Source organism: Bdellovibrio sp. CKG001, assembly GCF_055397465.1.
The window spans coordinates 1,026,003-1,048,691 of record NZ_AP029173.1 but is presented as its reverse complement, the minus strand read 5'-3'; the positions used below and the strand labels follow the sequence as shown (position 1 = coordinate 1,048,691).

The window sequence follows — 22,689 nt, the reverse complement described above, 5'->3', positions numbered from 1 at the left end:
AGTGTCCACCCAAAGCCATTACGTTACCCCAACGATCTTGACGCCATTCTGGCTGAATTGAGTGTTGATAATATCTGCGATGCGGAGCCCCGTTCCTTCGGAATCAAATACGTCACCCTGAACAATCACGCTGATGTTTGTTTCCGGCGCCTTGCGCTCCATCTTTTCTGGCTCGACAGCATTGGCGGTGGCCGGATCATTCTTAACCCCCCCACCTGATGAGCTGCCTTGCCCTTGCGCTGCCACACCAGAAAGAATCCCACCGAATGCAGCAAGTGCAGCACCGGCAGCCATCAGGGCCGGACCGTTGGGCATACCTGCCCACATATATGCAGCCCCCTGCAAGATGAACTGGGTTCCAAGCTGAACCGCCATTTGCCCCATCTGCGATAGCAATGCATTGCCGAAGGCCTCCAGGGAGTTTTCGCCGTTAATCAGCGCTGTCCCGAAAGCCGAGAACGCTTGCGCGGCCCCGCTTCCGATCGACTGGAACATCTGCTTTCCCATATTCCGGAAGTTGCCGGCGGCATTAAGGGCGAAATCCTTTGCTGCGCCTTTGGCTCCATCAAGAATTTCACCGAATCCAGCGAAGGTCGCATCGAAGGCTGAAATCCCTTCTGAGGCTGTGGCGGTATACTCCATCATGGCCTGCGTTTGTTGAAGCTGCAGGGTCTGAATTGCTCCAGCATATTGAGTGACGATGGCAAGCTTTCTTGCCTCGTACTCTTCTGTTGTCTGAATCGCGCCACCCTGACGTTGAAGTTCCAACTCGCGAAGGCGGTTTGCCTGTTCTGCCTCAATAGTCTGGCTGCGCTGGTGATACAGCTCCAGCAACTTACTTCTGCGATCCCACTCATTTTTAATCAGAGCGGTCTTGGCAATTTCTGAAGTATTGGTCATCATGTCGTTCTGAATCTTTGCGGTCTCAACTGCCAATCGGCGGGATTGAAAAAGCGCTTCCTGAGCTGCATCTCTTCGTCCTTTCAAAGCATTTTCCGCTGCCTTTTCTGAAGCTGCCGCCTTTGCGTTTGAAAATAGAATTACATTGCTGGTTTCCTCAGTTGTTCCACCAAGTGCCTTGATCTGGCTGTTCAGCACGGCCAGTCGGGATTGAAGGCTCCCAAAGTTCCAATAGCCGTCATTGCCATTCCCGACCTTATCCAGTTGCTTTTGGATTTCAGCTCGTTCGGCCACAAGCTTCGCCAATTGATCACTTACATTGACCTTCATTGCTTCGCCGACCCCTTTTGCCATGACTGTCGTGAAGAACTTTGCCCCCTCAAGAACGCTTCTGAAGGTCGTTGATTCGGCAATGGCGGTGCGAATATTGTCCACCACCTGACTCATGTTGCTTGAAATCTGGGCAGTAATATCCTTGATCGGCTGTACTGAGGTCTGAACGTCCTTGAACTTTTCGGCCCCCTCTGTAAGGGTCGCGTTCAGAACTGCCTGTTGCTTTTGGCTTTCGTTGAGTTCCGAAGTATTCAGACCCAGTGTCTTTGCATAATTGCGAAGGGCCTTGTCTATATCAACATAGATGCCCTGGGCTTTCAATGCCCTGGCGTTGCCGGATTCAATTGCTGAAACGATACCTTCATATCGGGTCTGGATGTCGCCACCCATAACGGACGTTACTTTGCGGGCAAGATCCAGGACCTCGGGAAGTCTTTCTGCGGAAGACCCGAGATTGATCATCGCACTGTTTGTAGTTCGAAGGATACTTTCCATGCTGGAAAGTCCATTGTTGGATCTTTCCAAACCAGCTCGAAGCTTCTCCGGAACAATGCCAGCATTCGTTGCCAGATTCACAAACTGTGAGTTGATCGCATTGATCTGTTCCCCCTGAATAGCAAAATCAAAGGCCTTCTTTGCTCCAAAAATGGCTCCACCGACTGCAGCTGCAACAAGCCCCATCTTGCCAAGGTTTCCAGTGATATCGTCAAGACTGGACATCCCTTCCTCGCGGATCTTCTCGAAATCAAATAGTTTAATGGGCTTGGTCTTCTTTTCAGTATTCTTGGCTTTGCGTTCGATACGGGCGAAGGACTCGTCAACGTCCTTCTCGTCCACCACCAACTTAACTATGATATCGTCTTCATTGTCTGCCATAGTTACCCTCGATTCGCGAGACGCTTTTGGATCTGTTCCATAGTCAGATACTGAGTGGCCCTTTCGTAAATATCGGGGTAAGCCTGTTTGTGATACGCCCGATGAACCTTCTCATAAGCATCTGCCTTCATGTAGGGGGCCATCGCTATGGTCAAAGCATTGAGTGATCTCCGCGCCTCGATTATCGTGATGGCCTCCCAAAATTCATCCCGAGTTGCTATATCCAGCCGCTCATACTCGCGCGGCGAAAGTTTATAAAACTCACAGACAATGGCTTTACGTAAAGCCTTCTGTGTTACTTTTTTTTTGGGTTGTTAACGAAGGCGATCAACTCTTTGAAGTCGATCATGTCCAGCTTCCTCGTTACAGTCTCCGGAAGACCAAGCTCCGCAAGATAGGCGCACATCAATGCACGCATATCTTTTGAGGTTTTTGTCTTATCCGATAGCATGATGTTGAGCTTTTCCTCAAAGTCATCTGCCTCGTCGCAGGTCGGAAAGCGAACCGAATGTTCGCCCCCCGCCAACTTGATCTTCATAGTTTTCTTGAAACTCAGGTCCAACTCATAAGACATATATCACTCCACCTTATGCCGCTGGTTCCAGCTTGCTTACATCGCCTGGCGCAAAGAATTGAACCGCCGGTGGCAAAGATTTTTCTGGATACATGGTTGCAGTCATTGGAATCGTGGAGAATTCCGTACGGCCGAACATAAACTTCTCAAGGTTGAAGTCAGCTTTCCAGATTGTCCACCAGCCACTCTTATCAGTCTCATCCACATCTGGACCTGCTGGAACTAGTTCCACTCTAAACTGAGGCTTCTGAGCACCCAACAGAGTCGGACCGTAACCAACGATACTTTCAGAGTCTTCGAATTCAGGAAGGATGCCCTGACCACCGACCATAAGAAGAGCACGTTCGATACTCTCTTTCGCCGTTTCAAACTGATTGAAGGTAAGGGTCGGATTTGTATATCCAGTCACTACCTTCGCAAGTTCAGTCTCACCTTCTTGGTGAATCTGAATCGCCTTAGTCGCCTGTTCAAGGCCCGCGATTTCAATATCGCCCTCGATGGCTCCGATAGAAGTTCTTGAGAATCCAAGAGAAATGACTTTGAAACCAAAGCCTGTTTTCTTGGCTGCGACCATGGAGTCACGTCCCGGATGGGCATAGCCAAGAGCTCCCAATTCGTATTCAACGAATCTGCCAGTGCTTGTCGCCACAAACTTACCAACAACTAGATTCATGGCATTTTTAATTGCCGTGGCAATTGCAGTTCCACTTGCACCTGAGGCAATGGCCACACGGTGTTCTGTCCAGCCTTCAGAAGGTAGCGCTGGCTTAAGGAATTGGGCCTCATCAACAACAGCGATATCATCCAGATAGAATGCGTGATTTCCACCATCAGCATCGTGGGCTACAAAGTATTTGCCAAAGGAAGATCCCGCAACGTCCGCCTTACAGGTGATCTGCTGCTTTTGCTTCACTTTGCTGCTGACCATTACGTTCATACGCTGGATTTTGATTTTCGTTACATCGTACATGCTCATAGTCGTATCTCCTGCTGGTTAGCGGATATATTTAAAGTCAAAATTCAATTTCATCGATCCAAGCCCCTGAACACCTTCGCCATCGAGGTCTGTCTCCGCACCGGTGTACTCGATATCTTTCAGCCCAGGCATTTTGAAGGTCGCCATTCTCGCTTCCACCTGCGCAGCGATATCGTCCAGAGAATCATCAAGTCCATCGCCGTCGCCGCTTTCAGATCCTGATAAACACCGTATTTCCAGAGTGAGTCGGTATGTCCGCACAAATATCGATCTCGATTGTGTGACTGGCGCTGAGGACTCACTTTCGCTATAAATCAGAAGGACAGGGTAGTCCTGGTCATGTTCTAGAGGATTTGTCCTGCTGACAAAGACTCGCGCTTCGGCCTGAGTCTCATTTATGAAGTGATTTTTGAGGTTCTGACGAAGGTCTTTCCTGAAGTTACTCATTCTTCTTCTTGGACAGCACGAATGCCGCCCCTCCTTCGCCGTCTGCATCAACATCGCGAATCGTGAAATTCACACCCTTAATTGTCAGGGTGTCCCCTTCCTTCGGGTCGATGTTCAAATCATTCAACTTCTTGAGATTCACGCCGAAACGCGCTCGATGGGTTTTCGAAGGAAGTCCGTTACCGCTGAAGACCTCAAGCAGCTCCCGACTGGGAACCCCAGAAATCTCCACCGGCGCAGCTCCTTCGGCGGCACCCTTGCTCAGATACAAGGCCTTCACCCCGAAGATTCGGGGATCCGTGCATTTATCCAAGACTCGTTGATACCGCTCAGAAAAACCCACCGAACTGATCCTTAGATTTCGACCAGAACGAATCCGTCTGCAGATGCCTGGTCCGCGTTACCGTGAACCACGTCACCATCGACAGTCGCTGTTGTCAGTGTTGCTTTCTTCATGCCTGTCGCAGTCAAAGTAACGTGGTCACCCTGTGCCACGTTTCCATCAGCTGGGAAGCTGAAAACACCATGGCGATAAGCCTCACCCTGGGTGCCCGGCTCGATATCACCGCAAGCAACAAGGACCTTGTTGCCTTTCAAGATGACATCTCCGCCTTTGATTGCTGTGTCGCCCTCAGCTACTGCAATCGTAGTGCGATTGCCTGCCTTGATAAAATTTGCCTTCATTATAAACTCCTAAAATTTAGTTAAAGCCAAATGAGAGGCCCCGGAACCCGAGGCCGTTCAAGTTTATGACTACGCGATTGTGCCTTTGTAGAGACCGCGGTAGTCCAGGGCCTTCGCTCCAACGTCCATCCAAACGTCGAACTCAACTCCCAGGACTTCTGTGTTCTCGCGACGGCTTACATTCACGCCTTTTTGACCGTTCAGCCAAGCAACCTCGATCATGTCCACTTCTTCTTTCAAACCAGTAACGATCGCTGTTTTAGCCGGCAAGCCTGCCTCAACAATTACGCCCTGAAGTGCATTTGAGAAGATGTTAACATCGCTGGATTTGCCGGCTGTCACAGACGTGATCAGCTTCTTCGCGGCAACCTCAAGATCCGCGCCCACAACAACATACCCAGGATTTAGGTTCATAACCTGACCCTTAGGTGTTTTTTGTTTGCGCAGCAATGGCAGAACAGCTTCCAACAAAGCTTCCAAGCTCGCTGGGTTTCCAGCCACCACGTTCAGATGCTTCGCCGCGTGGAATAGAGTCTCGCCATCACCCATTTTTGGGTTATTTTTGAGAATATCAAAAACCAACGCATGTAGAAGTCGGCCGCCAGCAGCACCAAAGGAAGGGCCAATCTTCTCGAACACACCCATGTCATCATTGATCAGGGTCTGACGAGTGATTGCTACGCGTTTCGCGTAGGTCTCGATTTTGTACTCTTCAGCGCTTTCACTGAATTTGCCCGTTTTGATTTCGCCATTCTCGTTCAACTTCTCCAATTCAGGAGCATCGGAAAGAGACACAGAAGAAGCTTTTTTGAAGTCCGTGCGGCTCACTTCAGAGATCAAAGGCATGAAGTTTTTGGATACTTGATCGTAACCCTTCTTCACACGTTTGTTCATGAGGTTGCCAGTGATCACCGGGAAGTCTGAGGTGCTCTGGAATGCCTGACGGATGATGGTCTCGCGATCCATGCCGCGAACGTCTTTACCTTGCAATCTAAGGCCTTCGCGAGCCATTTCCATCATCGTCATACCCGCAAAGTCACGAGCTTGGCCTTTCAGCTCTACTCGGGAGTCCATTCTGTGCTCCAAAGCTGCTGTCATGCCCTCAATACGAGCATCACGCTTTTTCTCTTCAGCCGCATGATTCACATCAATGTTCGGGTTCTGGCTACCAGACTCTGACTTCTTGGCATCGATCATCTTTGCCAGGATTTCTTTGCTCGCAGCTTCGATGCTTACGCCACGTTGAACCAGGTCTGTTGCAACTTCATCACCCAAGCCAGCGGAGCGAACCGCAGTCTGGATATCAAGGATGCGTTGGCTCTCGGCTTTACGCACGTTCTCCAAGTCAGCTGGAGATGGTTGATTTTCGATTTTCTCAGGAGGCATATCAGCATTCCTTTCTTGAATGTTTTCTGTTTCGTTTAAAATAATAGTTTGAATTTTTTCGAAAACTTGATTTCGGGCTTGCGCGTCAGGGTCGCGGGGGATACTGACCAAAGAAAACTCAACGAGTTCCCAGTCAATAGCTCTGTATGTTGGCTTCTTATCCTCAGGCAAAGATACAGGCTTATGCTTATAAACGAAGTAACCAATCGATCCAGTTTTCACGATTCCATCGGCTACCTTTTTGAAAGCTCTATCAGAGCGCTCGTCAGAACCAAAGAACAGAGTTCCGATGATCTGGCCATCTTCTTTCTTCCAGGCAACAATCACACCAAACTGATCATCAATTGTTTGGGTTTTCCACTGAGCCTGAGGGTGGCTGTCCAGAACAGGAACAATCCCGTCATCCAGACGTTTCGTTCTTAGCTCCCCGTCTTCCATGCCAAGAACTTCATAATATCCGCCGAAGTCAGCCGGCTGATCTGTAGCCAAAACAAAATCAATTGTCCGCTTTTCAACATTTAGAGTTTCTGAACGATAGGTTACAACTGCCGTTCTTTTTTCAGTCTCATGCGCTCTTCTTTTTTCCAGAACCGGCTTTGGTATCGGCATCTTCGTCCTCACTGTTCGAAATGTTGATATTTAGGTTCACGCCTTCGATTTTCAGACCGAGTGACTCCAAAAACTCGATTTCAGCTTTTCGCTCGCGCATCGCTTTCTTAAAGTCACGGCCGCTCTCGGCGTAGATTTCCGTTAGATTGGTTTGGCCCGTCTGCAAGGCCACGGCATTAGAAGAGATCTCCTTGGATGGGTCGATCATCTCGCGACGAGGTGGCGTCCATTTAATTCTGATGAATGAGAGATCGCCCAGTTTTATCTGGCCAGCTTCAATCATCCAATCGGACAATTTGTCCAAGAACATCGGATTCAGCATGTGTGCACGCCAAACTTTGATATTTCGATTCATGGAGGTGAAGCCCATTCTGGCAGAAGAGAAGTTCACATTCGAATAGTCCTGAGTAAGCTCCTCGTAAGTAATCCCAAATGCTCGCGCAATACCGCGCAATGCGCTCTCAGAGAATTCCTTGAATCCATCGATGTTCGGTGGATTTGCCTCGACCACTGTCTCACCAGGGTTAAGATAAATGTGCCCACCAGGCTCCCTGGTCTCGTAGTAATTGTCTTCTTCGTCTTCTGGAAGGTCCGCATTCTCCGGCTTTTGAATGTAGCTCACGACCAAAGCTGAGACCTGCTGCTTTACCAACTGCGCGTCTTCATATTTTGAGAAGTCGTGCATTCTGGTCAGAGCAGCATAAGACCATGGGATACCAAGAAGCTGCCCTGGTCTGAGCTTCATAAATGGAGCGAGTACATCTTTAATTGGGATGCGCGTCGATGTATCTCTTCCAGATTGTCGGATCCCACCATCAGGATGTTCATCCAAAATCCAATAAGCTACGACTCGCCAGTTCTTTTTACTAACCTCGATACCTCTGAAGATCACAGTGTCAGTTGTCTCTGAGTTCTTGTTTACATCAAGGTAGTCGGGCTCAAGAATTTTAAGACGAATTGGAAGGGCGCGGTTTTCAGGATCTTTTTCGCGAATGATGAAGCACATACCGCTCTGTGCGATAGTTCTCATGATCAAACCCTGGTTGCCGTACAAGTTCGTCATATCCGACTGATCACATCGCGTTGTGTCCGCCCAATCCTCGATTAGAGCATCGAAGGCGTCCATCTTCTTCTTGTAGTGTTCTGGGGTCTCAGCAGTCTCATTAAAAATATATGGAGATGGAATGATACCTTCGCCTACGACGTTTGCGACAATCGCATCGATCGCACCCTTGGCAAAGCAATCGTTCTGCTCAAGATCTCGCGAACGAGAAATCAGGGTATCACGATCATTCGAAATATCATGATTTGGTGACTTTATAGAAGATCCCCAATTCCCGAGGCGACGGCCTTTTTTGGCTCCGTCAAAACCACGAGTTCTCGAGTTCATCATTTTTACTGCAGTTGCCGGTGCGAACACAGCAACACTACGCTCAAGGAAGTTGAACTTTTTCACAGCCCCTTCCTTCCGGTCGTGTAAACCGTTGTACGGCGTGGACCGCGAGGAGATCCTGCAGCCGTTACTGAGAGCTGTTCTTTAAAGTATTTGATCCGGCGAATAATACCTTGTGCATTATCAAAGGTCGTTTTCTTACCTTCAAATTCGATCGTAAGGACGTTGTCTGCAAGTCCTTCCTCTAACGCTTGAATGTATCCTTTGATTTGCTCTTTAGTCATGACGAGATCAGCTTATGGAGCATCGTCACGACTTTAAAGTTTAATGGGGTAACGTTTTTGTTACCCTATCTTGATAGGAATCCTGATCCCTTGATGATATTCTTCTTGCGAGGCTTTTTTACCTTCGTCTCTGCCACAGCACCCCTGACGTTGTTTTTTACGACTACCGCTGCCCGATCAATTCCGAGATCAGATTCGAATTTCGCCCAATGGGACTCTTTGAACCGATCGATTCCGAAGTATGCTGCGCAAGCGCGGTTATAAACGAATGTATCAAGCGCCTCATTCCGCGGCTCGATCTTCACCCAAACGTACTTTGTAAACCCACGGACTGTCCTAGGAATCAGCGCTTCGGCCGTCAACTGCTTGAAGTAGGTCATATCGTAGTGCATCGGAAAGTGAACAAATCCATCAGGGTGGCACCCTCCCCTTTTTGCCAATTCCTCATCAGTTGGTTTGTCCATCTTTAAAAGACCATAGAGCTCTGATTTGCCCAGATGCGTGCCGACCATCCAAACTTTCAAACCCTTGTTGATCTTCTTACCGTCTCGTTTAGTGTCCACGGGGCGGGCTGTGGAAATGATCGTCGGCTGATGATCAGTCCCCTTCAAAATAAGGACTCGATTGCGGGGCTTATTTCGGGCCCAGTCATATACCTTCTGCGTGGCATAACCGGAGTCGACTCCAATCACACTCAGCATTAGCTGATTTCCTGATTCATGATCGAACTGCTCATAAAGCAGCTTGTCCAATTCATCCTGAATCTCGTCTTTTTCCAAGGATCCTTCGATCACCCTATTATCAATACTCCATCTTTCTTTGTTGCGCCCCCACCCAATAATCTGCAATTCAGCCCGGTCCTTTTGAATATCTATGGCACAGGTAAGAAACAGAGCGCCCATTGGCACCTGCGCCTTGTATTCTTCGCGCCGCTCGTAAAGACGTTTTGTGTCAGGCGCATCACCCTTTTCTTCGAATGTTTCCCCCAGAGTAGTATTGATCCAAGCTTTAAGAGTCGCCGGATTCTTTGCTGCTTCTAGATAGTCACGGACGATCTCCCACCAACGACGCCATGGCGAGTACAGCTCGTTGATATGGAATCCAGCAGTCCCGTTGAAAGGTTTTTCAGCAATCCATTTTGCCCCGTTTGCCGGAGCCATCATCCACATTTTCTGGTGGTCTTCGATGATCGCAGTGCACTCCTGGCAAATATAAACTGCTGTCTTTGGGTCATTCGTCGCCTTGTCCCAGTCAATCTGCTCCCATTTGAATACAATCAGCTCTTTGCAGTGCGGGCAGGTCACGTTGTATCTGCGCTGGTCAGACTCATTCCAGAGCTTTTTGATTCGACTTATCGATTCAATGGTCGGTGTGGAAGTGATGATAATTTTGCGATTGTAGAACGTCGCCGAGCGTTTGATTGCCAAAGTAAGGGGATCGCCTTCGTCACCGGCGCTTTCCGGATAACGATCAATCTCATCGGCCTTGATGATCTTCTTAATAGACGATGCCAGGGAAGCCGGCGAATTCGCCCCGGTCAAACTCAGATTCCCGCCTGGCCAGATCTTGTGCAAAAGCGTATTGTCGCCGGTCCGGGACTTCAGACTGAACAATTTCCGCAAAACCGGAGTGTCACGGATCATCGTGGCGATACGATCCTTGGAATACTTCTCGGCCATCTGCAGTGTTGGCTGAACAATCATCATCGGGCATGGCTCATAATGCATGTAATACCCGGTGATATTATTTAAGACCTCAGACTTGCCCACCTGGGAGCATGCCATCCAAACGACACGCCAAACCTTTGGATCGCTGACCGCATCCATAATACCAGCCTGATATGGCGCCTTGTCGGTGCTATACCTGCCTGGTTCAGCCGAGGACTCGGCACTTAGACGCCGATACTGATTCGCCCATTGGCTAATCGTCAGTTTCGGGGGCGGTGCGAATTTCATCATCACCGTCGCCGTCATCGCTATAAAGTTCGCCCGCATCTTCTGCACTTAATTCTTCCAATGCTTCGTTAATCTCTTTTTCGAGAGTTGCTTCAATTTCTAATGGATCTTCTTTTTTTATGAGGTGTGGAGCCATCCTGCTTGGAATTGCCCGAAGCCGCGCCTTCACCGCGACAACGATATTGGTCCAGACCCTTTCAACATCGGCCGCGAGAACGTACTTGGAAGTGAGGATCTCGATTTCGATCTGAAGTTTTCTGGTCTTCTCTCGGGCAAGTCTCGCGTTCTGAATCTGCGGATCCAGAAGTTTTGCGATTTCGCTGTCATCGGCGTCATCGGGAACGACAGACTGCTGACGGGTTCTATAGCCCATGCTTTCAAATACAGCCGGCAGGGCTTTTTTCGGATCGTAGTAGATTGCGTTGCCGTCCTTGCCGACTGACTGCACCCCGGCATCACTCAGAATTTTGGTGATTCGTCGATAGTTTGACCCGGTGAGTTTTTCGATTTGATTGATTGTGACGCGGGAAAGGTCATCCTTTGGGTTCGCCACCGCGGCCCCCAAAGTTCTGATGATGCAGCCTATGCGGCTCGTATCTAGAAAAAAGTTGCGCTCGTACCTCCCGCGGCTCAAATCCACCAGGAAGGACCCAATAACGAATATAAGATTTGAGGCGCGCATTGTTACTGCGGCGAGCCTCTAGTTTGGACTTAAAAACGATCACGCAGCTTCGTGCGCAACAGTTTGGATTTAAAAACAAATGTAGTGGACTTAATAGCCACTGAGGCAGAGATATAAACGCCCACAATGCATAATGCAAATTCTCATTTAAAGACATTGCGGATAGCCTTCATCACTCGTTCTCTCATGGTGGGCTCGTACTTCTCTTTCATCTTGAACTCTCGCACCAGGCGAGGAATGGATCGCCCCCTCACGGCCCTTGCGTAATAGCGAACCTTATCCCCCTTCTTCCACTCGTGGCGCAGATACATACGGCTGCCATCACGCGAGAGGAATCCCGTGCGCATGTTCTTGCGATAGATAGGGCTCAATAAGCGAATAACAGCCTGGCCACCACGAGCAATTGCCCGGGCCCATGGATACTCCATCATATAGATACGTTTGCCGAAGAGAGGGCGGATGGCACCCGTCAGGCTCTTACTTGGATTGGCCCTGATAAGTGATAGACGGTCGTTGATGGCCTTCCTCTTTAACCCCGTCTTGCTCATCAGTGATTCAGTGATCTCACGACGACCAGCTCGGATCTCCTTATTGATTGCAGCAGCAGCCTTCGACTTCAGTCGGCGGCTCTTCTTCCTGGCGGCGGTATCGATCTTCCGGCGCACCTTTCTGGTGTCGATTCGGACGCCCGTCATTTCGCCCTCTTAAAAGTGCTGATAGTTTCGGAGATCTGATCCTTGATCCGCAATTCAAGAAGATCTAATGGATCCACTTCAAGGTGGGCCGCGATCACCTTAATCTTCTCAGTCGGAACTGAGCGCTTTCCACTCTCATAGTTAGAGACTGCTGGACGTGCGCAACCAATGGCCGAACTCAGACTGAGTTGATCGATGCCTTTGGTTTCCCTGATTTCTTTGATTCGACTTCCAAGTAAATTCGCCATACGTAACGAAACTGTGACATATTCTGGACAAGGACTTTTTATTTGCCGCGAACTGGCAATTTCAACCTTGCTTCGTGTTTTCTGATATGGCCGGACATGACGGCATCTTTGTGAACATATTCCCGCTCGGTATCCAATTCATTTCGATAGGCATGGGGAAGGATGATCTTGTGCTCTCTGCGAATATCCTCGATCGTCTGGCGTAAGAAAATATTGAAAAACTGAAGGTCTGTGACCTGGATCTTCAGGTCCCTAACCATAAGCTCCAAAGTCTCGATGCGCTCCCCATCTGTCATACTTCCTCCACCAGAATCCCATGACATGCCATCATGAGGGCCTTCTTCATCATGTATTCGCGAGTCTTAAAGCCCTTGGCGTCCACCACGCGGCGAACACCATCCCGGTCCACATAAACGAAGTCCGCCGTGTATGTGATGGCTCTTTGGCTTTCAACGTATCTCAGTGCCTTACCTTGAATTTCGAACCTGAACTTTACTTGTCGCTCTAAATTGGAGATCTTGCCGGCCTTCTGTTGTTCTTGAAAGATCAGCCACCAACGCATCTCTTTCCTAGAGTCAAACTTATGACCGGCATAGGTCACCTTTTCATTGCGATACTTCGAGACCATTCTCAGCGCTCAGCTTGGGGGACATTATTGTAATCGAGAATAGCTGCCACGACATCCACAGCTCCCCGATATCTCTTAGTTGCATCACCTGACTGCGTGCGCACGCGCTCATAGACACCATCCCCATCACGCCCACCGCTGCCATCAGTATTGTATTCAATGGACTTTTGAATTCCTGCTGACTCATCTTCTGTCAGCATATAGGCATGGCCATTACCTGGGCTCGTGTAGCTTTGTTGGATTGCGATGTCGCCTTTACCTGCAACTTTCCCTTTGGGGATGCGGTAGTGAGCAGGAGCATTGTTATAGAATTCCTGGGTGCTGGCCGTGTTCATCCATAATGGCATGCTGAACCCGTGCTTCCGGCAAAGGCGCATAATACCTCGCGAGACGAGTCCAGAAATGCAATATGGCGCCGCTAGGTATGCACCCTTGACCGATTTATTGATCTCATCAATAAGTGGGGAACGATTCTTCCCATGCGTTTCACGCTGTCCGAGATCCTGCTTGACGAGCCCCACGAGCTCATCGCGCAGAACTGCATCGAGGCCCTTTGACTTTGGGGCTTCGCCTGGCAAAGGCTGTTCTTTTTCGATATACGGTCCAAGCGGGACTTCGTTATCGATCACGTCAATGCTTAGGACTGATTCGTTGTTTGTTCCAAGGTAGTAGTGAACTTCAGTGGTCAACCCACCAAGGAACTTAGTGCCCCCCGGCCCGATTTCATATCCCATTTGGATGACGCATTTGCGGCCGTTGGGAGCTGTGATCAGATACTTCGAACCGATAGGCGGCAGCTTCTTAAAGAACATGTTGCCTTGCCAAATCTCTTCCAAAAGGGAGGGGCGGAGATTTCCACGGGCAGCTTGTCCATGCTCATTGATTGCGCCATCGTTGGCAGGTGTCCATCGGCGTTTATAGTTGTCAGAATATACCTTCTCAAAAACAGCGTCCGGAACGTAAGCTTTCAGAATCTCAAAGGATGCCTTTAAGTGCTGGTCTATCTTTTCGATCGGCGATCCAGGGAAGAGTCCATTGGCAAAACGCTCCTGATTTGTGGCGTAGTGGGACTCCTGGACGAACTTTCCTTTGGCTGGGAAATAGACTTTGCCGTGATTTTGGGTGTCAGCGAATGGGCCCGAAGGGGCTGATTCGACACCGTTGGATTTTTTACTACTGAAGAATGAAACGATCTTAGAAAGAATAGACACTGGCTGCCTCCTTGGAAGCCAGTATGTTTCACTTGCGTTACCCGTAAAGGTCCTGACACCTAGTTACAAGGACGCCCCGACAACGATGCCGGTTGCAACTGCGCTGCCGTTCTCAATTTGAGACACCGAATTTATTCCTGAAAAATAGAGCTTTGGAGTCAATGAGTTTGGAATCACAAAAAATCGACCTCACGCTCCGCCGATGGAGGTGGGCTTGGAGATATAGATTAGTAGAAGGAGATAAATATGATCGCCCAAGTATTGACCGCTATTGTATGTACGATTTTGGGGCTTGCCTACATCGGGGATTCAAGTATCAATCTTTTTGAGAAGGATCGCCGCCAAGAAACAGAATCAGTTCTGACTTTAAGGCTTGGTCACCGGTGTACTCCGAAAAGTCGGTCACCCGGTGCTTCATCAGAAGATCCCGCGACATTCTCCAGGAAGACCGATGAGGACTCAGAGAACCCTTCCAATAAGAGGGGTCGCTCTTTGAACACCGAACCAGATGCTCCAAATGAGAAAGAAGAACAGTCTTGTCCGATTCTTTTACCGCGGTATTTTCCGGGGCCCCCCAATAAACATCTGGAATATTGGATGCCCTGGCTTTATTCAATAGATCCTGAAAGAATTCAGTGAGCGTCATGGGCCCATTTTATCAAGGCCCACATCGGATGGAAGTCCAGACTATTCAACTGGAAACTTATGGCGAGTTCTTTTGGTTGCAGCCTTAGCAATTATCACGTCATATTCCCATTTTTCATTCGGATGAAATACTTTTGGTGTGACAACAGCGAAGCGCCCGCACATGCAGTCCGGCCCAACAAAGTCTTTATTTAGAGGGTTTGGATTGTCGGGGATATTCACGCCCATCTGATGTCCACAAACACAGTCGTAAAGGTATGTTCTAAAGCTCATGTAACCTCCATTCAGTACTCTTCGGAATAAACTAAAAAAACTTTATAGCAACCAGGATCGTGAAGCTCTTACAGGGATTGATAGGGCTGCAGGAGAATTCTTCGTTAAATTTTGCTTAAAAAATGGTTATTAGACTCGGTTATTAGACTTGATTCAGAATTTAGTGATTTCAATAACTTGGAAAAGTATATGGTGCAGTCGGCAGGACTCGAACCTGCAACCCCTTGGTTCGAAGCCAAGTGCTCTATCCATTGAACTACGACTGCACAGAGAACCTCAGACTACCAATGAAGCCTTTCAGAACGCAAGGATTGGACCGGCGCAACGTAGCGTCATTAATCTTCAAGCCACGCGGGCACGCCATAGAGACCTCGGGGGTCTACAGTCTGACTGCCCGTCACCGGATCCAACACCAGAGTACCGTCATTGTATTTCGCACCTTCGACCGCATTAATGTGAGCCATGATGATGAGTTTGTCAGAAACCTCTCTTAGAGCACGGTGCGCCCAGAATGTGACGTTCGGTGCCCAACCAGTCACAGTGCCATCGGTATAACTAAAAGCCGCCAGCCCGGAACGAGCCAAACCATCCACATTCGAGAACTGCCCGTACAGGTAAACGTTCCCATTCAAAATGGCCAGTCCGTTCACCCAACTGTCAACGGAAGGAATTCCTCCCAAAAGGGCCCCTGTGTCCAAATGGATCTTGGCCAAATTACTGGCTGCCTGCCCATCGACATTCGAAAAACCTCCACCGATGATCAAATCAGTGCCTTCGATATCAAAGGCATACACACGTCCATCGACTTGAGAGGTCCAAGGCAATCCCGAAGCATCGATAAAGCTAAGCTTTGCCAAAAATGCCGCCCCCATGCCGTCACTGCCGATATTGGTAAACTCCCCGGCCACCAGCAGACTTCCCTGCACGCTTCGCATGTCGGTGATTTCATCATTGGCACTAGCATCCCATGAAGTCACTTCACCATTCATATCAAGCTCGACCAGATAGTCTCTGCCTGACGGAGTGGTCCCAATATCCCGGAACCTGCCGCCCACAAATATTCTTCCGTCCTGAACCACGACAGCCTTCACATAGTCATCCGGGTTGGGGTGCCAAGGCATCAGCTCCCCTTCCGCATCGTACATGGCCAGGTAACGAGTTTCAGGAAGTCCCAGAGTTTTCGAAGAGTGTGCAAAAAGAAGATCTTCACCCTGAACCAGAGCCGAAATGAAGACACTATCGCTCACCGGACTTGGCGAGTTCGGATTAAACTGAGTTCCATCGGATTTATTCCAATATCCAACAGTCCCGTTTGTGAACGACATAATGTGACTGTCCGTGACTTTCATCAAGGACACCCAACCCTCGGGCTCATAGGTTGTAGACCAGGATGTCACCAGCACAGGAGTCACACCGCTAAAATCAAATCTAACCAGATTGCTGGAGGTATGACCATTGATGGAATCAAACATTCCTCCCACCCAGAGCTCATCACCATGAAGCTCATAGTCACTCAAACCACCCCAAATCGGCGCGATCGTCAAACCACTCACGAACCCGGCGTCAGCCCCTGTCGTCGCATTCAACATCACAAAGGCCCCGCCATCTGTTGCCAGCAAAGAGCCATTATGCAGTTTCAGTTTTCCAGAGTACGCAGAAGTGGCGGCAGTGAAAGAGACATCCGCATTGTTATCAGCAGAATTAAGTTTTGCAATTCCAACAGACACATGGGCATTGGCTCCGACAGTCCCGAATGCTCCGGCTATATAAACAGATCCGGCCGTGGTTTCAATAGAGCGCACAAGCAGCTCGGGAGTGGCATCGGCGGTCAGAGTGGGCGCCCACGAAGTCAGCTCTCCAGTTGCCAGATCAAAAGACGCCAACGCTGTTCGCGGCTGTGAGGGACTGCCTGCTGCGGAAAACTCGCCACCGACATACAAGATGCCATCTTGAATTTTCAAAGCCATGACAGTCGGAGCAAGACTGCCGTAACTGAGATGAGGATCCCAGTCCGACAACGTGCCGTCGGGTAAGATATGAATCAGAGCCTTGGCACCATTTTTTCCATCAAACTTTCCCCCGATAAAAAAACCACCGGCCCCATCAGCAACAATGACCTGTGCTTCTCCAACCGCGGCATCCACCGGACCGAGGGCCGAAACCACCCCCGTTGCCGGATTGTATTTAATAAAGGGACTGCTGCAAGGACCGATTCTAGAAAAGTCTCCGGCAAGGATGGTTCCTCCGTCCGGCATTTGAGCCTGAGAAAAGACCGGCCCATTGGAACAGATTTTCTGACTGATTGAAGGAGCATCCACGATGTCATCAGCCCCATCAGGACCCAACAACGAGGGCAACATTTGCTCAGAGATATTAGCTTCCAGGGTACACCCGGAAGACAGAAGCGCGACAGCTAAAATTGAGACGTACAGAATAAGGACTCGCATACCTAACTTTTCGGGATCCGAGTCTGCAGAATTGAATTACAACACCGATTATTACTGCGAATTAACGTGGGCGTACCACTCCAAAACAATCAAATGTCTTTGACGATCAGATGGTTTTTAAGCTCATTGGAATTACCTGCTGTTAGCGGGAAGTGCGTTTGCAAATCTTTGCCACAAGCCTCTATCGCGGCAACGAACCCATCCGCCCACTTGCCGTCATGCAGATGTTTACCAAGCATACCCAGAATCTCATCCCAGTGCTCTTTTGGCAGCTTCTTGGAAATGCCTTCATCAGCAAGAACCACGGCTTTTTTCTCCATCACAGAAACAAAGATCAAAACCCCCGTCCCATTTTCAGTGCGATGAATCCGGTTCAGATAGAATTCCAACTGCGCACGACGGTGAACGGAATCGAGCTCATCCTTTTCAGGAACAAACACCTTCTGAATCCACTTGGACTTGGCCAACACTTGCGAAAGACCAAAAAAGACCACAACAATCACCGGCCACAGATAAACCCAAGGAGTCACCCACAACCAGTCACTGAATGGAAACTCAACAATGACCAAAAGCAGAGTTAAAAGCAAAGTCAGCGTCAAAGGCACATGCCCCACCGCTGAAGAACGACGAACAATTACAGGAACAATCTCTCCGGAAGTGGTTTCTTCCACTTTGGAAATAGCCGACTCAATCCGCGCAAGATCCGCTTCAGAAAGATATTTATTAATCCAAGCCATAAAGTTCCCTCAAAAAATCAATTACCGCTGCCCAAAACCAGCCAAAACGACTTCAACACCCAAGGCTAGGCTTTAAGCAAAAAGGAGAATCCTAGGTTGTCAGCCAGGCCTCGTCTGCGACTTGGGGAAAGGCTCTTTGCCTTACTCGCAAGTTCCGCAAGCGAACACCAAAAACCCAGCGGCAGCCACCACAGAAAACCAAGAGCGAGGACTGTCCGAAGCGGGTAAGGCAAAGAGCCTTTCCCCAAGACGCAGCCCGGAGAGCTTGGTTTACCAACTGCCGGATGAGCCCCCGCCGCTGAAGCCGCCGCCACCACCGGACCAGCCGCCTCCGCCCCCACCAGAACTCCATCCCCCACCGCCGCCGTAGCCACCGCCCCAGCCGCCACCACCACGGTAGTAACGTCCACGACCACCACCAAAGCGACCCAAGATCGAAATAATGATGAACAGAATGATGATCACACCAATTGGAATATCGCCACCGGCACCGTCACGGTCACTTTTCGCCGGAACACCTTCCTGCAGGCCGTTTTGCTCCGCAAATTCCTTATCAGCAAGACGCAGAATTTCGTGTGTGCCCAGAACGACACCGGCAGAAAACTGACGAGCCCGGAACAACGGCACAACCTGATCACGAATGATCCGGCTGGCGATAACATCAGGGATGGCCCCTTCAAGGCCTTGACCCACTTCAATGCGCAGCTTGCGATCATTGGCAGCAATCAGGAACAAGACACCGTTGTCTTTCTTTTCGTCGCCCAGCTTCCACTTGTCAGTGACAGCAATGGACGCCATTTCGATAGGCATGTCATCCAAAGTGGGAACGATCAAGACCTGAACCTGAGCGACCCCGCGCTTGTTGAAGTCATACAGAAGCTGCATCAGCTCTTGACGGTCGTTGCGGGATAGGTAGCCGACCTCGTCCATCACCGGCCCGGTCAAAGTCGGAACTTTGAATTCAGCCCGGGCCGCAAGACTCAGGCTGAAAAAGATAGAAAAAAGAGAAAGTGTCAGAAAACGCATGAGCGAATTAGAACTTCACGTCTGGAGCTTTTTCCGCTGCCGCTTTTTCTTCCGGTGCCATATCCCACTGAGGCATTTTTTCGAAGTGATACATGATCGCATTCGTCCAGCTTGTTGGCGGGACGCTGACAAGATTATTAAAGCCATTGATGGATTCAATGTATCTTTGACGGGCAATCGTAATGCGATTTTCTGTGCCTTCCAACTGGGCCTGAAGATCACGGAAGTTTTGGTCGGCTTTCAACTGTGGATATTGTTCAGACACCACCATCAAACGGCCCAAAGCCTGGGACAAACCGGATTGAGCCTGTTGGAACTTCGCCAACTGCTCTGGAGTCACCTTGGACGGATCAATCTGCATCGCGGTTGCTTTTGCGCGGGCCTCGGTCACAGCCGTCAAAGTCGCTTCTTCGTGTTTGGCATAACCTTTAACGACATTTACCAAATTCGGGATCAAGTCAGCTCGACGTTTGTATTGGTTGTTCACTTCGGCCAAAGCCGCTTCAGTTGCATTCTTAGCCTGTGGCAAGGACTGAATTCCACAGCCCACCATAAAAGGCATCAGCATCAACATAAAAACTAAAACACGGTTTTTCATAAACAAAAGCCTCCAATAGATTCGTTAGAACTTATAGCTGGACTCCGACGCAAGTTCCGCAGTGAGCCATATTCAGCCAGCGGAGCCACCCGCAAAAAACACGAGCGAGGACTGTCCGAAGCGGCGGGGTCCAGCTATAAGTTCTAACGAATCTCCCAGTGACCCACAATGAAAACCGGATTATATTAGTCGGATGACACGGATTATTAAGCTTCACCACACCGAGACAGCCGGCTGCATTTTCGTTGACAAGATTGCCGGCCTTAACACGCATACGCCCGAATACGGGCAGCGTGGCTGTGTGGAAATTTACGAAGACGAACTGGATCGCAAGCTCTACACCGTGCACCGCCTGGACAAGGCTACATCCGGTGCCCTGGTCTTCGCGACCTCTTCCGAAATCGCGGCAGAGCTGACTCAGCTTTTTGAGCAGCACAAGGTTGAAAAAAAGTATCTCTTCCTGACAGATAAAAAAATCACGCGCACCGAGTTCACTTACGAATCTTATATCAACAAAGAAAAGAATATCTTTGTCAGCCGCGAAACGACAGAGCCCAACTCTAAGACCAGCTTCAAGTGGGTGAAGTCCTTGGGAGGCTATGAATTGTGGGAGGCCGTTCCCCACACCGGCAAACCCCATCAGATCCGCCTGCATGCCGAAGCCAATGGCATCGCCATCCTGGGAGACAGCGAACACGGTGGTTCCAGTCACTTCAGACTGTGTCTGCATTCCCTGCTTTTGGCTTTTGAGCTTAAAGGTCAGAAAATCCGTTTCGAAACAGCACTTCCCGTTTGGGCTCAGGACAATGCCCCTACCGATCCTGAAGAACGGATTCTGGCCGAGGCCTTTCAGCGTCGCGAAAGAATGTTCAACTTCACTCAACTTCAGGAGGAGTGCCTGCGCTTGAGCCATCGTGAACTGGACACCTATCGAATTGACCAGTACGGGGACTATCTGTGGGTTTATTGGTATAAAGAATCCGATCCAACCGTTCAGGATCTTTTGCGCTTTGAAAAGGTCTCAAAGCAATATCACAAAAAGATTTTGATTCGAAAAATGCTCAATCGTGGTGAGGACCCCAATGCCCAGCTTTTGTGGAGCATCGGAAACACCGCACCTCGCTGGCAGGCCAAAGAAAATGGCGTGATTTATGATCTTCGCAGTGACACTGGCCTGTCACCAGGCTTGTTCCTGGATCAACGTGAAAATCGCCTGTGGGTGAAAGAACATGCCAAGGACCGCAGTGTCTTGAATTTATTCTCTTACACCAGTGGATTCAGTGCCGTGGCCGCCCTGGGTGGCGCCCGCGAAGTCTGTACGGTGGATGTGTCAGCCAACTTTATTGAGTGGAGCAAAAACAACTTCAAACTCAATGGCCTTGATCCCGAGGCTGAAAATCACGAGTTCTGGGTTCAGGATTGTCTTTTGTTCCTTAAGGGCACCATTCGCCGCAAGCGCAAATTTGGTTTGATCATCTGTGATCCCCCCTCCTTTGGGCGCTCCAAAAGCGGCGTCTTTTCTATTAGCAAGACCTTTGATGAACTGATGATCAACTGCCTTTACTGCCTGCAAAAAGACGGTTTGCTGCTGTTCTGTACCAACTATGAAAAATGGAACACTGGAGATCTGCATTTGCGCCTGAACAAACTGAAGCGCGAATTTTCCTTCAAGATTCTGCCGGCACCAGCTCAAGGGTTGGACTTTGAGCTCCCGGATCAGGAGCCCTTGATGAAGTCCATTATCCTGCGTAAAAACTAAGGATAAAACTCGTAACGAACCTGAACTCGCTCTTCCCCTTGCAAACCCATCTTGGATCCGCTGGCATAAGGGGGAACCGCACGAGTGGTTTTCTTTTTCTTTGCCGGGAAGAACTTATCAGCCACATAGCAGTCAAAGCGCTTGTCCTTGCATAGAGCTGTGAACTCTTTCTTGTCACCCTTATGGACATACAGCTCAACCGCTTTTGTCATGCGCTCCAAAGCCGCCAGATCCTGCGGGTCCACAACGATTCCGGAGTGGCGCGCCAGCTCCGCCGGGGAGGCCTCGGACTTTGCTCCGGATTTGTCGGTCTTTTTCGCCGCAGAAGTTTTCTTCGTCGCCGGCGCATCATCAAAATCCAAATCCTGAGTTCTCTTATGCGCGCAAGAGGCCATCATCAGCATCAACGAAATCAGCACCAGGATCTTTTTCATTTCAACACCCACTCACCCCAAAGAGCGCCCTCTCCATTTGGATGGGCTTTAGCATAATTGTAGAACTCCTGAACAAAGGCCGCACGTTCTTTTTGATAAACATGCTTCCAGTCCCCAGGTTCAGCCACCGCCAGAACATCATAGTCATTACTGAGTTCGGTATTTCGTTTGATGATTTCATCAAACGAGGTGTCTTTGGCATTTTTAAGCATATCAAACAGGATCATAAAGGTGGTCGTTCGCCCCTTTCCTGCACGGCAATGAAAGTGCACCCAGGCATCAGGTGGCAACGCACGTACTTTTTCAATAAAGCGATCCACTTCCGAATCCACCGGGCGCACATGATCCGTCACCGTCAGACGCACGTACTGATGCCCCGAGGTGCGCACCATGCTTTCTTCCGTCTCAAGGCTTTTGATAACGGTGCCGCCGATCTTGTCCCCCACATGCAGATCCCCCAACAAACGACGTTCACGACGAACGGCTTCGTCGTGATTCAAGTCGGCATTGGCCCAGTCGCGTTCCGCGTACCATGTGACAGGAATATCGTTGATCAGACCGTGGGACTCCTGGCGAAGGTCAAAAACGTATAATGCCGCCTTGTTCTTTTTAACCGGCTTCGCAACCGTCTTCATCGCCTTTGGCGAAAACGTCGCACTGCCAGACATTCGAAGTGCATCACTTTTTCGGTAGTTCACAGGCTGAGCGCCCTCGCGATTGTGATCAAACACCAGCTGCACCGGAGTGGTGGGCTGAGGACGAGTCATAAAAAATGGAACTTTTGTATTCGCAGAAGGTTGGGAATCTGTTGTGACCGCTTTTTCTGCACAAGCACCCAACATCAAAAAAATGGGAAGCAACGCTGCTTTCTTCATAAGGACCCCCTTCA

General features: G+C 49.6%; 25 protein-coding genes and 1 tRNA gene. 2 read left to right on the top strand and 24 right to left on the bottom strand.

Features of this window, described 5'->3' with window-relative positions; genetic code table 11:
- Positions 1 to 18 precede the first annotated feature (18 nt).
- The 16 genes from ACZ50P_RS05150 to ACZ50P_RS05075 all read right to left on the bottom strand — a co-directional run bounded on the left by ACZ50P_RS05150 (position 19) and on the right by ACZ50P_RS05075 (position 13,881).
- A complete protein-coding gene (locus ACZ50P_RS05150; RefSeq protein ID WP_464133987.1) occupies positions 19 to 2,109 on the bottom strand; it encodes a hypothetical protein in 2,091 nt (696 codons plus the stop codon).
- Between the two features lie 295 nt (positions 2,110 to 2,404).
- Positions 2,405 to 2,683, bottom strand: coding sequence for a hypothetical protein (locus ACZ50P_RS05145; protein ID WP_464133984.1), 279 nt, complete (start codon positions 2,681 to 2,683; stop codon positions 2,405 to 2,407).
- Positions 2,684 to 2,696: 13 nt separating this feature from the next.
- A complete protein-coding gene (locus ACZ50P_RS05140; protein ID WP_464133982.1) occupies positions 2,697 to 3,659 on the bottom strand; it encodes a hypothetical protein in 963 nt (320 codons plus the stop codon).
- 18 nt (positions 3,660 to 3,677) lie between these two features.
- Complete coding sequence (locus ACZ50P_RS05135; protein WP_464133980.1) at positions 3,678 to 4,106, bottom strand: hypothetical protein; 429 nt, start codon at positions 4,104 to 4,106, stop codon at positions 3,678 to 3,680.
- Complete coding sequence (locus ACZ50P_RS05130; protein ID WP_464133978.1) at positions 4,099 to 4,449, bottom strand: head-tail joining protein; 351 nt, start codon at positions 4,447 to 4,449, stop codon at positions 4,099 to 4,101. The genes ACZ50P_RS05135 and ACZ50P_RS05130 overlap by 8 nt, the downstream gene beginning before the upstream one ends.
- Before the next feature lie 11 nt (positions 4,450 to 4,460).
- On the bottom strand, positions 4,461 to 4,790 hold the full coding sequence (locus ACZ50P_RS05125) for a DUF2190 family protein (RefSeq protein ID WP_464133976.1): 330 nt from the start codon (positions 4,788 to 4,790) through the stop codon (positions 4,461 to 4,463).
- 69 nt (positions 4,791 to 4,859) lie between these two features.
- Complete coding sequence (locus ACZ50P_RS05120; protein ID WP_464133975.1) at positions 4,860 to 6,785, bottom strand: prohead protease/major capsid protein fusion protein; 1,926 nt, start codon at positions 6,783 to 6,785, stop codon at positions 4,860 to 4,862.
- On the bottom strand, positions 6,742 to 8,241 hold the full coding sequence (locus ACZ50P_RS05115; RefSeq protein WP_464133972.1) for a phage portal protein: 1,500 nt from the start codon (positions 8,239 to 8,241) through the stop codon (positions 6,742 to 6,744). Before ACZ50P_RS05115 ends, ACZ50P_RS05120 begins: the two co-directional genes overlap by 44 nt.
- Entirely contained in the window at positions 8,238 to 8,462 is a 225-nt protein-coding gene (locus ACZ50P_RS05110; protein WP_464133970.1) for a hypothetical protein, read from the bottom strand. Before ACZ50P_RS05110 ends, ACZ50P_RS05115 begins: the two co-directional genes overlap by 4 nt.
- Before the next feature lie 65 nt (positions 8,463 to 8,527).
- On the bottom strand, positions 8,528 to 10,456 hold the full coding sequence (locus ACZ50P_RS05105; RefSeq protein WP_464135183.1) for a phage terminase large subunit family protein: 1,929 nt from the start codon (positions 10,454 to 10,456) through the stop codon (positions 8,528 to 8,530).
- Positions 10,383 to 10,970: a hypothetical protein gene (locus ACZ50P_RS05100; RefSeq protein WP_464133969.1), complete on the bottom strand. Its 588-nt coding sequence runs from the start codon at positions 10,968 to 10,970 to the stop codon at positions 10,383 to 10,385. The genes ACZ50P_RS05105 and ACZ50P_RS05100 overlap by 74 nt, the downstream gene beginning before the upstream one ends.
- A gap of 272 nt (positions 10,971 to 11,242) precedes the next feature.
- Positions 11,243 to 11,647, bottom strand: a complete 405-nt coding sequence (locus ACZ50P_RS05095) for a hypothetical protein (protein ID WP_464133967.1) — start codon at positions 11,645 to 11,647, stop codon at positions 11,243 to 11,245.
- Positions 11,648 to 11,790: 143 nt separating this feature from the next.
- The gene (locus ACZ50P_RS05090; protein WP_464133965.1) at positions 11,791 to 12,042 is read right to left on the bottom strand and encodes a helix-turn-helix domain-containing protein; all 252 of its coding nucleotides are present in this window, start codon (positions 12,040 to 12,042) and stop codon (positions 11,791 to 11,793) included.
- A 38-nt stretch (positions 12,043 to 12,080) separates the two neighbouring features.
- Positions 12,081 to 12,338: a hypothetical protein gene (locus tag ACZ50P_RS05085; RefSeq protein ID WP_464133963.1), complete on the bottom strand. Its 258-nt coding sequence runs from the start codon at positions 12,336 to 12,338 to the stop codon at positions 12,081 to 12,083.
- Complete coding sequence (locus ACZ50P_RS05080) at positions 12,335 to 12,670, bottom strand: DUF1064 domain-containing protein (protein ID WP_464133961.1); 336 nt, start codon at positions 12,668 to 12,670, stop codon at positions 12,335 to 12,337. Before ACZ50P_RS05080 ends, ACZ50P_RS05085 begins: the two co-directional genes overlap by 4 nt.
- A 2-nt stretch (positions 12,671 to 12,672) precedes the next feature.
- The gene (locus ACZ50P_RS05075) at positions 12,673 to 13,881 is read right to left on the bottom strand and encodes a hypothetical protein (RefSeq protein ID WP_464133960.1); all 1,209 of its coding nucleotides are present in this window, start codon (positions 13,879 to 13,881) and stop codon (positions 12,673 to 12,675) included.
- A gap of 246 nt (positions 13,882 to 14,127) precedes the next feature.
- On the opposite strand from ACZ50P_RS05075, the gene ACZ50P_RS05070 reads away from it, so the two are divergent.
- Entirely contained in the window at positions 14,128 to 14,520 is a 393-nt protein-coding gene (locus ACZ50P_RS05070; RefSeq protein ID WP_464133957.1) for a hypothetical protein, read from the top strand.
- Between the two features lie 48 nt (positions 14,521 to 14,568).
- On the opposite strand, the gene ACZ50P_RS05065 is transcribed toward ACZ50P_RS05070, so the two are convergent.
- The 6 genes from ACZ50P_RS05065 to ACZ50P_RS05040 all read right to left on the bottom strand — a co-directional run bounded on the left by ACZ50P_RS05065 (position 14,569) and on the right by ACZ50P_RS05040 (position 19,607).
- Positions 14,569 to 14,799, bottom strand: coding sequence for a hypothetical protein (locus tag ACZ50P_RS05065; RefSeq protein WP_464133956.1), 231 nt, complete (start codon positions 14,797 to 14,799; stop codon positions 14,569 to 14,571).
- A 190-nt stretch (positions 14,800 to 14,989) separates the two neighbouring features.
- Positions 14,990 to 15,065 (bottom strand) — tRNA-Arg (locus ACZ50P_RS05060).
- A 69-nt stretch (positions 15,066 to 15,134) separates the two neighbouring features.
- Entirely contained in the window at positions 15,135 to 17,159 is a 2,025-nt protein-coding gene (locus tag ACZ50P_RS05055) for a hypothetical protein (protein WP_464133953.1), read from the bottom strand.
- Positions 17,160 to 17,335: 176 nt separating this feature from the next.
- Positions 17,336 to 17,983 (bottom strand): TPM domain-containing protein, encoded by a 648-nt coding sequence (locus tag ACZ50P_RS05050; RefSeq protein ID WP_464133951.1) that lies wholly within the window; start codon positions 17,981 to 17,983, stop codon positions 17,336 to 17,338.
- A 270-nt stretch (positions 17,984 to 18,253) separates the two neighbouring features.
- Positions 18,254 to 19,009: a TPM domain-containing protein gene (locus ACZ50P_RS05045; protein ID WP_464133949.1), complete on the bottom strand. Its 756-nt coding sequence runs from the start codon at positions 19,007 to 19,009 to the stop codon at positions 18,254 to 18,256.
- Between the two features lie 7 nt (positions 19,010 to 19,016).
- Positions 19,017 to 19,607 carry a LemA family protein gene (locus ACZ50P_RS05040; RefSeq protein WP_464133947.1) on the bottom strand — a complete coding sequence of 197 codons (591 nt, stop codon included), beginning with the start codon at positions 19,605 to 19,607 and terminating at the stop codon, positions 19,017 to 19,019.
- Positions 19,608 to 19,800: 193 nt separating this feature from the next.
- Here ACZ50P_RS05040 and ACZ50P_RS05035 point away from each other — a divergent pair, with 193 nt between their 5' ends.
- The gene (locus ACZ50P_RS05035; protein ID WP_464133945.1) at positions 19,801 to 21,366 is read left to right on the top strand and encodes a pseudouridine synthase; all 1,566 of its coding nucleotides are present in this window, start codon (positions 19,801 to 19,803) and stop codon (positions 21,364 to 21,366) included.
- On the opposite strand, the gene ACZ50P_RS05030 is transcribed toward ACZ50P_RS05035, so the two are convergent.
- Positions 21,363 to 21,800: a hypothetical protein gene (locus ACZ50P_RS05030; RefSeq protein ID WP_464133942.1), complete on the bottom strand. Its 438-nt coding sequence runs from the start codon at positions 21,798 to 21,800 to the stop codon at positions 21,363 to 21,365. The two genes, ACZ50P_RS05035 and ACZ50P_RS05030, sit on opposite strands and share 4 nt — an antisense overlap.
- Positions 21,797 to 22,675, bottom strand: a complete 879-nt coding sequence (locus tag ACZ50P_RS05025; RefSeq protein ID WP_464117782.1) for a phosphatase domain-containing protein — start codon at positions 22,673 to 22,675, stop codon at positions 21,797 to 21,799. The genes ACZ50P_RS05030 and ACZ50P_RS05025 overlap by 4 nt, the downstream gene beginning before the upstream one ends.
- Between the last annotated feature and the right edge of the window lie 14 nt (positions 22,676 to 22,689).